This is a genomic window from Paenibacillus nicotianae, assembly GCF_042681745.1.
GTDB classification, from domain to species: Bacteria; Bacillota; Bacilli; order Paenibacillales; family Paenibacillaceae; genus Saccharibacillus; species Saccharibacillus nicotianae.
This window is the reverse complement of the sequence record NZ_JBHUGF010000010.1, coordinates 186,992-200,222: the sequence shown is the minus strand read 5'-3', so window position 1 is coordinate 200,222 and position 13,231 is coordinate 186,992. Positions and strand designations below refer to the sequence as shown.

Below are 13,231 nucleotides of genomic sequence, written 5' to 3'. Positions count from 1 at the left end.
AAGCTCCTTTGAGGTTGATTAATATAATTATTGATTCCTATACATATTGTAAAATGCGCTTATCATCTCAAGCGCTAGATTCTTATCATAACTGGTTATGGTACACTATGAAAAGTCTGACAAAGGAGAATAAGTAACTTATGAAATTAATATCTTGGAATGTAAATGGATTGCGTGCGGCAGTAAAAAAAGGATTTAACGAGTATTTTGACCAGATGGATGCTGATATTTTCTGTATTCAAGAATCCAAATTGCAAGCCGGTCAGATTGAACTTGATCATGGCGATCGGTATCAACAGTACTGGAATTATGCTGTCAAAAAAGGATACTCTGGCACAGCTATTTTTACCAAAATCGAACCACTTTCTGTTCATTATGGACTGGAAGAAAATTTTGAAGAAGAAGGTCGAATGATCACACTAGAATTTCAACACTTTTATCTTGTAAATGTGTATACTCCCAACGCCAAACGTGATCTGACACGACTTCCATATCGTTTAGAATGGGAAGATCGGTTTCGCCAATATGTACAGCAATTGGATCAGGTAAAGCCGGTTATCATTTGCGGTGATCTTAATGTGGCTCATCTGGATATCGATGTCAAAAACGCCAAGTCTAATCATGGTAATTCAGGTTTTACTACTGAAGAACGCGGCAAAATGACTGAATTATTAAATGCTGGTTTTATCGATACGTTCCGTTATTTTTATCCAGATACTACTGATGTATATAGCTGGTGGTCATATATGTCCAAAGTGCGTGAGCGTAATATCGGCTGGCGGATTGATTATTTTCTAGCTTCCAAACGTCTAGTTCCTTATCTGGCGGATGCTTCGATTGATCATCAGATTATGGGTAGTGATCATTGTCCGATTATTTTGCAAATTCATGATATTACAGATGTACCGTTAAGTGCTCCAGTACAATAATTACTGACTCGGAAATGGATCATAATCATGAAATGGTGAGTATTACTGTGAAGGAGGATTACGGTTGAAAAGAGACAAGGTTGATCATTTTTTTGCAAGCTTTGGAGCTATTTTAGCGATACTGTTTCTAGCCGCGCTAGCATTGATAGGTGTTGCACTATTTAGCAATATGCAAAAGTTTTATATTCCTTTTATTTTGGTGATTGTAGGTCTTATGATTGTCGCTGTGATTCTTAGCAATATTCAGTCTATTGCTCGTCATCGCTTTTTTCCCCTATCGGTTAAGCTTTGTCTGGGATTATTTGTGGTGATTGCTATCGGGTATCATATAGATCGTGCTTATGATCATCATCTGATTGTGAGTGAACAAGATGTAAATGTAGATGATTATCGTCCATTTGCAGATCATAGCAAAGTGGCAACACTGGATAGTCCGTCTACGTATACATTGTCTGCTCAAGATCAATTACCGGTGCTTGATGGTGCTACTGCTCTGTATCCGCTCTACTCTGCATTTGTCAAAGCAGTCTACCCTGCGCAAGATTATGAGCCTGACGATGCCAAAAGTATTGTTCGTATTACAGGCACAGGCAAAGCCTATCAGCGCTTAATCAATCACAATGTAGATATGATTTTCGCTGCTGCTCCATCCAAACAACAGCAGAAGGCAGCTCAAGCTAAAGGATTACAATTGAATATGCAACCGATTGGACGAGAAGCTTTTGTATTTTTTGTACATAAAAATAATCCTGTACATAGTCTGACTTCGACACAGATCAAGCAAATATATACGGGTGAGATTACTAACTGGAAACAAGTAGGTGGAAATGACGATCCCATTCGAGCATTTCAACGTCCTGAAGATAGTGGAAGTCAAGCGATGTTACGACGCTGGATGGGCGATCAGCAACCTATGACTCCGATTGTTGATGATGTGGCTTCCGGGATGGGTGGTATTATTGAACAGACCGCAGATTATCGTAATTACAAAAATGCCATAGGTTATTCGTTTCACTATTTTGCAACACAAATGAATGCCAATGATGATATTCGTTTACTTGCTATCGATGGCGTATATCCAGATGTAGCATCGATTCGGAATAAACAGTATCCGATTATTACTCCTTTTTATGCGATTACGACTTCGTCCAATCGTAAAACAGATACAACGTCTTCTGTTCATCCTAATATTCAACCTTTTTTAAATTGGATCTTATCCGAGCAAGGGCAACAATTAGTGAAAAAGACAGGCTATTTTCCGATTCGATAATTATTTTATGATTATATTTTGAAGAAATATACAGGTTCTCTCTATTTTTCATTGTGATGATGTGCTTTTAAAGCTATACTAGCGGTGAGGATGATAATCATTGTCAACAACTTGGTGGAGGGAACACACATATGAATCGAAAGACTGCTTACTCGGCAACATCTATTTTATTATTAAGTCTGGTATTACTATTAAGTGCTTGTTCTTCAAGCACATCGACCACAGCACCAGCAACAAATACTGAAAGCACAGCAACTACAGTACCCACTGCGACAGAACGGACATTAACAGATGCTATCGGTAACAAAGTAACCGTACCTGCTAATCCACAACGTATACTGGCTTCATATCTGGAAGATCCTCTGGTTGCTCTAGGTGTTACACCTGTAGCTCAATGGGCGATTGGTGACGGAAATACTCAAGGTTATTTGCAAAAGCAATTAGCTAACGTTCCTCCGATTGATTCTACACTTCCTTATGAAGCTGTATTGAATACCAATCCTGATCTTATTTTAATGGATAGCGCTGAAATGGTAGCTGGCGATAAATATGCACAATACAATCAGATTGCCCCTACATATGTAGTCGGCAAAGCGCAAAACAATGATTGGCGACAAGAGTTACTAACGATTGGCGATGTACTTGGCAAAAGCGATCAAGCCAAAAAAGTATTAGCTGATTACGAGACCAAAGCCAAATCCGCTAAAGAACAATTGCAACAGCAAATCGGTAACGAATCGGCTGCCGCTCTATGGGTAACTGGCAAAAGTATTTATGTAGTAAGTCGTAACTTATCCAGCGGAGATGTACTTTACAACGATCTAGGCTTAAAAGCTCCAGCAGTTGTAGAGGAAATTTCCAAATCAGGCGAAGCCAACTGGCAAACTATTGCTTTGGAAAAGTTAACTGATCTCGATGCTGATTATTTATTTTTGATTAACAGTACAGAAAAATCTAAAGAAGAAATCACTAGCCCTGCTGTATGGCAAAACATTCCTGCTGTTAAAAAAGGACATGTATACGACTTTAGTGCTGATTCTAGCTGGTTATATACAGGTGCTATTGCTAATGGTCAAATGATTGATGACATTCTTGCTAGTGTACTTAAAAAATAAAAAAGAAGAAGCAGATTCAATCTGCTTCTTCTTTTTTATTCTAATTTCACCCGGCATTTATAATACTAAACGTCTACCTTATATAAGCTTAATTGACTCGTTCAAAAATCCACTGCTGAATTGTATTATTCAGGTCGCTCCATTGTTTTACATCGCCACCATCGTCTAGACTTCCATTAGTTACATCTAATAGTTTGCCACTATTTCTATTTTTAATTTCAAAATATTGATTCTGTGTCGGATTAAAGCTCCACTGTTGGCTGGTTGCTCCTGTAGAAGCAAATTGAGCAACATCTGCTCCATCTGCTGTACTTGCTCCAGTCACTCCTGCTAATCGTCCACTATGACTGGCTCGCAAGTTGAAAAATCCACCGGATACTGGATCAAGTGCCCATCGTTGATCTCCTGTGCCATTATATGTCCATTGCAGAATATTAGCGCCTTCTGCGGTAGAAGCATTCAATACTGCTAATACTTTACTGCTATTTTTATTTTTGATACGGTATAAAATATCGCCTGTACCTTCACCGGAAGGACGAGTAATCGCTGTAGCGGGATTGACTGGTGATCCCAACACAGGTGTATCTCCATTCCAGCTTATTTTCTGAATACGAGTTGTTCGCTGTTCCGCACATCCTTGACCAGCCCCATCATTAGCATGATACACGATCCAATCTTCTTTACCATCAGGTGATTTGACAAAACTGTTATGTCCCGGCCCAAAAACAGTGCTTGTTTTCTGGAAAACAGGGGTAGCACTTTTCGTCCAATTGCTAGCAACTGTCAGGTCTGAATTAAGATTGGCACTAAGTAATCCCAACTTGTAGTCGTCTGTCCAGCAACCACTTGCTGAAAATGTCATATTCACTTTGGAACCATGCGTGATAAAAGCAGGTGCTTCGTTTACCGTTCCACCGGATGTCTCCCATGCGTACGTAGGGCTAGAAATGATAGTCGCTTTACCTTGAATCGCTGTTGGGCTGCTCATTTTGGCAATAGCAATCTGTTGCGGTTGATTCGGAGCGATCTGTGACCATGCGATATATAATTGTCCATTGATATTGGCAACCGTATGATCGATAGACCACCAATCATTGGTATCTTTTAATTTAATCGGTGCAGACCATGTACCTTGTAATGGATTAGCACTGGTATTTTTGATCACCCACATTCGCTGATTCGGTGTACCTGTTTCACTACTTCCTGCTGAAAAGTATAGATACCATGCACCATTAATATAATTTAATTCAGGTGCCCAAATATTGCTAGAGTAACAATTAGCACCTGTACAATTGGCTGTTGATTTAGTAAATACTGTTTTACGTTCTCCATTGCCTATTCCGCTTAATGAAGAAGAACGAGTAATATCGATTTTGTCCCAATTCTGCGATGTATGCACAAAATAATAATATCCATCGGTATGCTTCATCACAAATGGATCGGCTGATGAATACGGTGCTACTGGATTGATAAACGTTGTTGATGCTGCTTGTGTTGGTCTCGGTACCATAGTTAACGCCAGTAAGACCAAAACCAATACAGAAGCTAAATAAATGTTTTTATTTATCATTAATATCCCTCCTTATTATTCAATCTTTTATATTGTAAGCGTTATCATTTGATCGCACAATATAAGGATATCGCACTCTACATTTAAATTCATTTCTCATGCTCACATTCTGGTGTAATATAGATAGTCTGAACGAACGATATATATAGAGTGTGTGTATTTATGGAGGAGGATTGGAACGTTGAACGTCAAAGAAGAAGCTTCATTACAGAAAAAATTACGTCCACGTCATATTACATTTATGGCTATGGGTGGCGTGATTGGAACAGGGATTTTTAAAGGGAGTTCTGAAACGATAGGGTTAGCAGGCCCCGGAGTCATTTTCACCTACATTTTTGCAGGGATATTACTGTTAGTGGTGATGGGTGCTATTGCTGAAATGGCTACCGTTTATCCTAATATGAATATGAAAGATTTTATCCGTAAAGCTTTTGGCGAACGATTATCTTTTATTGTCGGCTGGCTGTACTGCTTTATGTGGTTATCGGTCTGTGTCATAGAAGTGATTGCTGCGGGTAGCTTTCTTCAGTACTGGATGCCAGACGTGCCACTCTGGGTACTAAGTCTAGCCAGTGCTGTGTTTATTTTGCTAATTAATACGATGAGTGTTGGCAATCTAGGAGAAGTCGAATTCTGGCTGGCAGGAATCAAAATTGGCATGATTATTATTTTTATCGTTCTCGGAGGTTTACTATTATTCGGTATTATTCCTAGTGATCCTACACCTTACTTTAGTAATTTTACAGCTCATGGTGGATTTTTCCCTAATGGCTGGACAGCGATTATATCTGCGCTACTGGTCGTCATGTTCTCTTATGGTGGATCTGAACTGATTGGACTCACATTAACCGAGACAGAAAATGCAGATAAAATTTTACCTAAAGTCGTCAAAAGTTTTATTTTGCGTGTCGTTTTATTTTATACGTTACCTATTCTTGTCATCTGTGGATTGATCCCCTGGAACCAACTTAGTGATCAGACCAGTCCGTTTGTACAAGTACTATCTTCTACTGGATTACAAGGTGCAGCTCATATTATGAACTTTATTCTGATTACGGCTGTATTGTCTGCTGCCAACTCCGGGATCTACGGAGCAACGCGGATGTTACATTCACTGGCTACCAATAATGAAGCACCCAAAGCACTTGCCAAAACATCTGCTAAAGGAGTACCGATCAATAGTCTGATTTTGTGTGCTGTTGTTCTTTTAGGTGGCTCTATGCTTGCTTATGTAGCGCAGGATCAAGTATTCGGTATTTTGCTTGCTGTACCTGGATTTGTTGTATTGTTAGTATGGATTAGTATCTGTCTATCTCAGTTAAAGTTAAGACGTTCTTATCCGACTCCACCTACATTCCGTATCTGGGGCTACCCTTATATCACTGGGATTACTACTCTATGTCTTATGATTATTGCGGTATTATTTATATTTGATGCAAATAATCGAATCAGTATTGGAGCTTGCTTGATCTTCCTAGCTTTCCTGATTGTATGGTCTATCTTTAAGTTCCGCAAATCTGCTCATTAAATAGAATGAAGTAACATATAAAGGTACTTTAGGCTACAAATACAATTTTTTGCTGGCAGGTGTCATACTAATGTATCAAGCTTATCTGTTTCCAATTGCGTATGCTTTTATTGCATTTCCATTTGTAGCGGCTCTATTTACATTGCCATTTCTAATTGTACAGTATCGCAAATATGGTTATATTCACAAAGTACGTGCGATTACGCTTTATTTGTTGTTACTGTATCTAATGAATGCTTTTTTTCTAGTAATTTTACCGTTACCTTCTTCACGTCATAATCCAGCACTGGCTAACGGCGATCTACAATTGTTGCCATTGCAATTTGTATATGACTTTTTGAAAGAAACCTCGGTTTCATTTAAGCATCCTTCTACGTACTGGCATATGTTTGTGGAGCGCGCTTTTTTACAAGTAATCTTTAATATTTTTCTGACGATACCGTTTGGGATGTTTTTGCGTTATTACTTTAGAGTGCGTTGGGGTAGTGGATTAATCTTATCGTTTCTATTATCGCTCTTTTTCGAGACCACTCAATTGACCGGGATCTATGGTATTTATGATCATGCGTATCGGATATTCGATATTGATGATTTATTATGTAATACGCTAGGCGGTATGCTTGGATTTATGATTGCGGAGTGGATTGCGAAGCGTCTACCACGTATTGAACATCTAGATTTGCATATAGATCGCTCCAGTAAACGTGTATCATATACCCGCCGCGCTGTCGCTTTTATGATTGATCTATTCTTCTGGTATACATTGATGATCTTGCTTACACTTAATGATGTTCCGATTCCTTTTTGGATATCTAGTGGGATCTACTATATTCTTATTCCTTATTGGACAAATGGAATCACTGTAGGCAAATGGATCGTCCGTATTTATGTAAGTAGTACGAATCCTGATCATCCAAGCATATCTTTGAAGTCTTTAACGATTCGTTATGGGTTGTTATATTGGGTGTTTCTGGGACTCAATAATATCCTTAGCGATACCATCGTATTGCCGGATATTCATACCTTTTGGCGTGCGTTATGTAGTCTACTTTTATTTGTAATCGATATTAGTTTTTTTATGCACGTAATGTCTTGTTTTTTCCGCAAAGGATCGTTGTTATTTTATGAAAAGCTCAGTCATACCAAACATCGTATTCAATGGCCAGAGTTAGAACCGTCTGCTTTGGAGACCAAGCAAGGTTCATCAATTTCATAATAAAGTAAAGATAGCAAAGTATTTAGGAAGGTCTCGTCCAAATAAATACTTTGCTATCTGCATTTAATACCTGTGTCTGATTACTTAATGTAATTAAAGATTGTTCCCAATAAGAATGACCACAACATACAAGGGTAGGAGATGCTTGTTCTAGCAATTGACGAATAAGAGGTGAACCTTCTAATTTTAATATAGGGTCATCTGGCGATTGATGCAGTAATAATAGATCTAGTTGTTGGGCAAGAATATATTTTAATGCTTTGGTATAATCAATTTCTGTCAAACGATTGGGACGATCAGTTCTACCTATAATTCCTCCAAGACCTGCGATCTTCAATCCATGTATATCCACCCATTTTACAATTCCCAAATGATGTAGATTAGGCTGATCCTGTAGCCAGCTATAATCTTCTGATGACAATAAATCATGATTACCATCTATGCCTACTACCCAGCCAAATGGTTGTTGAAAAGCTTGCCATACAGATAACGAATTACCACTTGCACCTCTTTTTTTCAAATCGGTATACAAATCGCCACACAACAAAACACCTGTACGCTCTAATGAAAGATGCGGATATTCGACTTCTAATAGGAGCTGTATGTATTCAGGTAAGACTGTACCGAGTAATACCGAATCTTGAGTATTTTCGTTTAGAATAACTCCTTGCAAATCTGATGCAATCACTAAAGCATCTATTGTTGAAGGTAAACCAACTATTTCTCCATGATATAAAGGGATGTATTGCTCGATGGTTTGCCCTCTTTTACCTATCGTTTTATAAGCAACTTGTTCTAAAGGATAAGATTGAATCTGACCCAAAGTTAACATCTTTCTCCTCCTTACAAAAGAGTTATTTTATATGTTCAATACAACCGTGATACAATACATTTAATTATAACAAATTGTAAACAGTATTATAAGATATATAATAAAGAAGGCGGTTGATCGGTTTTGATTTACATTATTAAATTTCTATATAGCTTTGTTCTTCCTCCCGGGCTATTTCTTGTATTGCTGTTCGGTATTGTGGTCTGGTTATGGAAAAGTCAGTTCAATGTAGCCATGGTATTACTAGCTATTACAGTATTGCTATACATATCTTCGATTAGTATCGTTAGTAATTTCCTGATAGGTAGTCTGGAAAGTCAGTATCCACAGCCTGAAGTCTCTTCGCTTACTGGTGATGTTATCGTTGTACTAGGTGCTGGAGCTTCTAAAGGTACACCGGATATCGATGGTACAGGTAATATGTATGGTTCTGCTGGTAACCGTCTGATCACAGCCGCACGTCTACACCGGATTACAGGTTTACCGATTTTATTTTCAGGTGGACAGGTGTTTTCAGATAGTGGTAACGAAGCCGATATTGCCAAGCGTCAGCTATTAGGAATGGGTGTAGAAGAAAGTAAATTAATGGTCGAAAATCGCTCGCTCAATACTGCGCAGAATGCTAACAATACGGCTGTGATTTTGAAAGAGAAAGGATTATCGCATCCGATTCTAGTCACTTCTGGATTCCATCTGCCACGCTCTGTTATGCAGTTCAAGCGTGTAGGATTAACGGTTCAACCTTTCCCAACAGATTATTGGGTCAGTCAGCCTTCATCGATGTATTTTAGCAAATTTTATCCATCAGCCAGTGCCATGTCTTCGACAGCTACAGCAATCAAAGAATATTTAGGCATGTTAGCGGTGAAAATCAAAAACTAGCAAAAAACCTCCTTGCGCAACATTTGTGCTCAGGAGGTTTTTTGCTTTATCTGTTATTTATACGATCATATCTACGTTGTAGATGATTATTTCCACTCTGCTACTTTCTCTACAGGCAGACGACCTGAACCATGACCTTCGCTGTCTGCTTTACCGATAGACAACAACATTACAGGTACATAACGATCTTTTTCCATACCAAAAGCTTCAGCGATTTTAGCTTTGTCATATCCACCGATAGCATTAGTGTCATAACCATGAGCACGAGCAACTAACATCAATTGCATCGCTACCAGACCGCTATCGATCAAAGCGATATCTTTACGGGCAGCATCCGAAATATTTTCATAATATGCTTTAGCAAACGGAAGTTGTTGATCTCTTACATCAGCAGGCATATGACCTGCTTCTACAGCAGCATTGAAGATTTCATCTGCATTTTCTTCATGACGAAGATCACCGAAAATCGCAATAACCGCAGCAGATGTTTCTACTTGACGTTGGTTAAACATAGCAAGTGGCAACAATGTAGCTTTTGCTTCATCACTTTCGATAACAAGGAAACGCCAAGGTTGCAAGTTGATTGAAGATGGTGCGCGTGTAGCTTCTGCTAAAATTTCAGTCATTTCTTCACGACTGATTTTTACAGACGGATCATATTTTTTAATAGAACGACGCTCTAAAGCAATTTTGTTAAAGTCATTTGTTTTTGTAATTTGGTTTACAGTATTCATGGGAAAACTCCTTTAAATGTAAGTTATAATAGTATGTTAATCTTTACATCTCACTCATATTTTGATTGAGACGACGCAACATATCTAATAATTGCTCTTGTTCTTGCTCTTCAAAATTCTGAAGCATATCTCCAAGAAATTGTTCTTTTTCTTTGGTGTATGCTAGAATTTTTTGCCGACCTTCGGCGGTTAGCTGTACCAGTGTAAAACGATTGTCTTCTGGACTCATGCGACGTGTCACCATTCCCGATATTTCCAATTGCTTCAAATGTCGAGTGACAGCTGCACTATCGATACCAAGTGTTTTTTGCAAAGAAGTCTGACTGATCTCTTCTACTTGATAAAGTTGATGCAACAATTGTAGACGTGACGCACTAATGCCAGCACATCGTTCAAATACACTACTGATCTGGCGATGTAGCCCTTGCAACTGGTTAAAAATATCTTCAGACGATGAATGAAGCACAGCGTCCCTCCTTGTCCAAAACCAACCATTTGTACCAATAGGCTATCAAATAGCATGTTCTCAATTCAATTACTTCTTATTAATTGACCCATCAACTATTGAGCACTCAACTAATATAACATATTGTACATATGCTTGTAAATACCATTCTAGAAATTAAATTGTGTGAAATAATAAGTCGTTGTGTAGTGCATAACAAAACCGATGTAAGTTGAATACTCACATCGGTCGCCTTCAATTCTATCTAAATGATTTGGTTATATACTGATTACTTTCCTTTAATATCAGAAGCTTTGACTTTCAAAATCTTACCTGCGGATTCAGAGACAGGCTTGGTGTCTGTTCCCAATCCAAAGTAGAAATCACCATTCAATTCTTCAAATGACTTGGCGTACGTATCTTGTTTGAATTGTAAGATTTGAGTCCATGTCTTCAAGTTTTTGGTCATATAGACACGATTGATATAAGAACCATCCGCTTGCTTCGTATAGGTTAATACATACGTCTTATTAGGACGTGTGATAATATCAGTAGGCAATGCTCCTGCATCTGCGAACGTTACGGTGCGTGCAGGATCGTTTATATTTTTAGTGACGATTAGCGCTTTAGGAGCTAATTGAGCATCGTTGTATACATCGCCTACAATATAAGCAAGTTGCTTTTTAAAAACAACTGTTTTGCCCATTTTCATATATGGCGTTTTGCCTGCTGTTTGTACATAGGTCATACCAGGTAGCAAGTTAGCGCCGGACACCTGTTGTTGAGTTACGTTAAAGTTTTTATCGATTGCTAAAATATGGGTCTGATCTTTCCAAATATTATTATTCGGCATCAAGATAGCGGCTGTATACAATACGCCTTTAAATTCAAAAAATTTGTATGCTCTTGTACCGATGCCTTTGATCTGTGCTAACTCTTTCCAGTTGGCTCCATTATCATCTGAAATCAATACTTTTGGCGCACTGTCTGTACCGATAGCTGCCAGTAATTTACCATGATAATAAGCCATATCATACACATGGATACCATCCGGTAAATTGCGATACTTGGTCCATTGATCTCCATCTAATGTGTAAAAGTTACCAAAGTTCCATTCTTCACTTTTGGAATCGTTACCGGGAATATAAAGTTTGCCTTTGAGAATTTTGAACGTATCGATCTGTTCTTCGTTTGTGGCATCTTCTGTACTTTTTTTACCTGTTTTGGGATCCGTATATGTGACTTTTTGCGTTACAAATTGACTGGTCTGGGGATTATAATAGACAATAGGAATCGGCCCTGCATTCGGTGAAGGCTGTGCATTACTACTATTGCCATGACCCAGATAAATTTTGCCATCAAATACTTGCATATCCCACACGTTACGCGCATAAGCAGGTGTTGAGAACGGTTGACCTAGCAATTGTAATTTGGATGTAACATCGGTGCTCTGGTCTGCTTGGCTACTGGCGGCGCTTACTATCTGTGTTGTAGCTGGTAAAGACAATGAACTGCCACTCACTAATAGTCCTGCACATGCTGTACAGATTAAAGAGAATTGTACGATTTTCTTTTTGGTACTCATTATATTCCTCCACTCAGTTAGTAAACTATAAATTTTTAATAACCCCTATTTACAGGTATTAAAGCATATCAGAGTATACGGGTATCTAACCTCCTCACGAATATATGATGTATAATGCTCGACAATGTAGAAAGGAATCACAGAAATCTTATGAAATTTTTAGTAGGCATGCGTAACCTCAAAACAGCACTAGCTGTTTTTATTTGCATTATTATCTCACAACTTCTGCAACTAGAGTATCCTTTCTATGCAGTGATTGCAACTATCATTGCTATGGAGAACTCGGTCACCAATTCGTATACGGTCGGCAAAAACCGAATGATGGGTACGTTGGTGGGAGCAGCTATCGGTTTTATTTTCGCCTGGATCGATCCACATAGCGCCCTTTTTTCAGCAATTGGGATCGTTATCGTTATTTATATTTGTAACTTGCTTCACTGGAACAAATCGATATCGATTGCAAGTATTGTATTTCTGGCGATTATGTTGAACTTACGTCCTGGAGAGAGCCCTTTTTTGTACGGGATGCATCGTGTAGCAGATACGTTGATCGGGATTGGTGTAGCTGTTATCGTCAACTATCTTGTGTTCCCACCGGATCATGAACGATTAATGGAACAAATGCGTAGTGTCTTACGCAAACATTTAACAAAGTTAGCTCATGAATTACTGCGTGAAGGTGGAAATATCCATATCAGTCCGCTCAAAAAAGATATGGCGAATCTAGAAAAAGCTTATGAAACGTACGCTTCTGAATTTCATCTCAAAAAGAACAAACAGAAAATGTTAGAACATCTGGAACAAGAAATTGATGTGTATCATAATACGTATTCTCATATGCGTATGATTCGTCTGCTGACCGATGAGTTACCTACCCATCATCATTGGGATCTTCCTGAGCAACATCATAGTCATCTGATGGCTCAATTGCCACTGGATCTATCTTCCCAGCAGATTATTTACAATTATCATGTAAGTTGTATTTTGCAAGAAATGAGTACACTCGGGCTACTGATTCCTGCTCAAATTGCTCAACCATTTACAGAATCGTCCACATAAAATAAGCGATGCTCTCCTCCTATTGTCAGGAAAAAGCATCGCTTATTTGTTTTATATAACAATCCT

General features: G+C 38.5%; 12 protein-coding genes. 7 read left to right on the top strand and 5 right to left on the bottom strand.

The features are described from left to right. The first annotated feature begins 140 nt into the window (after window positions 1-140). The 3 genes from ACFSGI_RS05160 to ACFSGI_RS05150 all read left to right on the top strand — a co-directional run bounded on the left by ACFSGI_RS05160 (window position 141) and on the right by ACFSGI_RS05150 (window position 3,314). Window positions 141-929: an exodeoxyribonuclease III gene (locus ACFSGI_RS05160; RefSeq protein ID WP_204823119.1), complete on the top strand. Its 789-nt coding sequence runs from the start codon at window positions 141-143 to the stop codon at window positions 927-929. Window positions 930-993: 64 nt separating this feature from the next. Then, entirely contained in the window at window positions 994-2,199 is a 1,206-nt protein-coding gene (locus ACFSGI_RS05155) for a PstS family phosphate ABC transporter substrate-binding protein (protein WP_204823118.1), read from the top strand. A 131-nt stretch (window positions 2,200-2,330) separates the two neighbouring features. Continuing rightward, window positions 2,331-3,314, top strand: coding sequence for an iron-hydroxamate ABC transporter substrate-binding protein (locus ACFSGI_RS05150; protein WP_204823117.1), 984 nt, complete (start codon window positions 2,331-2,333; stop codon window positions 3,312-3,314). A gap of 88 nt (window positions 3,315-3,402) precedes the next feature. On the opposite strand, the gene ACFSGI_RS05145 is transcribed toward ACFSGI_RS05150, so the two are convergent. Continuing rightward, window positions 3,403-4,884 carry a family 43 glycosylhydrolase gene (locus tag ACFSGI_RS05145; protein WP_204823116.1) on the bottom strand — a complete coding sequence of 494 codons (1,482 nt, stop codon included), beginning with the start codon at window positions 4,882-4,884 and terminating at the stop codon, window positions 3,403-3,405. Window positions 4,885-5,065: 181 nt separating this feature from the next. On the opposite strand from ACFSGI_RS05145, the gene ACFSGI_RS05140 reads away from it, so the two are divergent. Together ACFSGI_RS05140 and ACFSGI_RS05135 are read left to right on the top strand one after the other, a co-directional pair. Beyond that, window positions 5,066-6,412 (top strand): amino acid permease, encoded by a 1,347-nt coding sequence (locus ACFSGI_RS05140; RefSeq protein ID WP_204823115.1) that lies wholly within the window; start codon window positions 5,066-5,068, stop codon window positions 6,410-6,412. 70 nt (window positions 6,413-6,482) lie between these two features. Next, complete coding sequence (locus ACFSGI_RS05135; protein WP_204823114.1) at window positions 6,483-7,628, top strand: VanZ family protein; 1,146 nt, start codon at window positions 6,483-6,485, stop codon at window positions 7,626-7,628. Window positions 7,629-7,650: 22 nt separating this feature from the next. On the opposite strand, the gene ACFSGI_RS05130 is transcribed toward ACFSGI_RS05135, so the two are convergent. Further along, a complete protein-coding gene (locus tag ACFSGI_RS05130; RefSeq protein WP_204823113.1) occupies window positions 7,651-8,460 on the bottom strand; it encodes a metallophosphoesterase family protein in 810 nt (269 codons plus the stop codon). Between the two features lie 123 nt (window positions 8,461-8,583). Between ACFSGI_RS05130 and ACFSGI_RS05125 the strand changes: the two genes are divergently transcribed. Further along, a complete protein-coding gene (locus tag ACFSGI_RS05125) occupies window positions 8,584-9,342 on the top strand; it encodes a YdcF family protein (protein ID WP_204823112.1) in 759 nt (252 codons plus the stop codon). 86 nt (window positions 9,343-9,428) lie between these two features. Here ACFSGI_RS05125 and ACFSGI_RS05120 read toward each other — a convergent pair whose 3' ends face one another. From ACFSGI_RS05120 to ACFSGI_RS05110, 3 genes are all read right to left on the bottom strand, one after another. Beyond that, window positions 9,429-10,076, bottom strand: a complete 648-nt coding sequence (locus tag ACFSGI_RS05120) for a nitroreductase family protein (protein WP_204823111.1) — start codon at window positions 10,074-10,076, stop codon at window positions 9,429-9,431. A 43-nt stretch (window positions 10,077-10,119) separates the two neighbouring features. Further along, the gene (locus ACFSGI_RS05115) at window positions 10,120-10,542 is read right to left on the bottom strand and encodes a MarR family winged helix-turn-helix transcriptional regulator (protein ID WP_204823110.1); all 423 of its coding nucleotides are present in this window, start codon (window positions 10,540-10,542) and stop codon (window positions 10,120-10,122) included. 268 nt (window positions 10,543-10,810) lie between these two features. Further along, a complete protein-coding gene (locus ACFSGI_RS05110; RefSeq protein ID WP_204823109.1) occupies window positions 10,811-12,106 on the bottom strand; it encodes a hypothetical protein in 1,296 nt (431 codons plus the stop codon). Window positions 12,107-12,256: 150 nt separating this feature from the next. Between ACFSGI_RS05110 and ACFSGI_RS05105 the strand changes: the two genes are divergently transcribed. Beyond that, the gene (locus ACFSGI_RS05105) at window positions 12,257-13,165 is read left to right on the top strand and encodes an FUSC family protein (protein WP_204823108.1); all 909 of its coding nucleotides are present in this window, start codon (window positions 12,257-12,259) and stop codon (window positions 13,163-13,165) included. Window positions 13,166-13,231 lie beyond the last annotated feature (66 nt).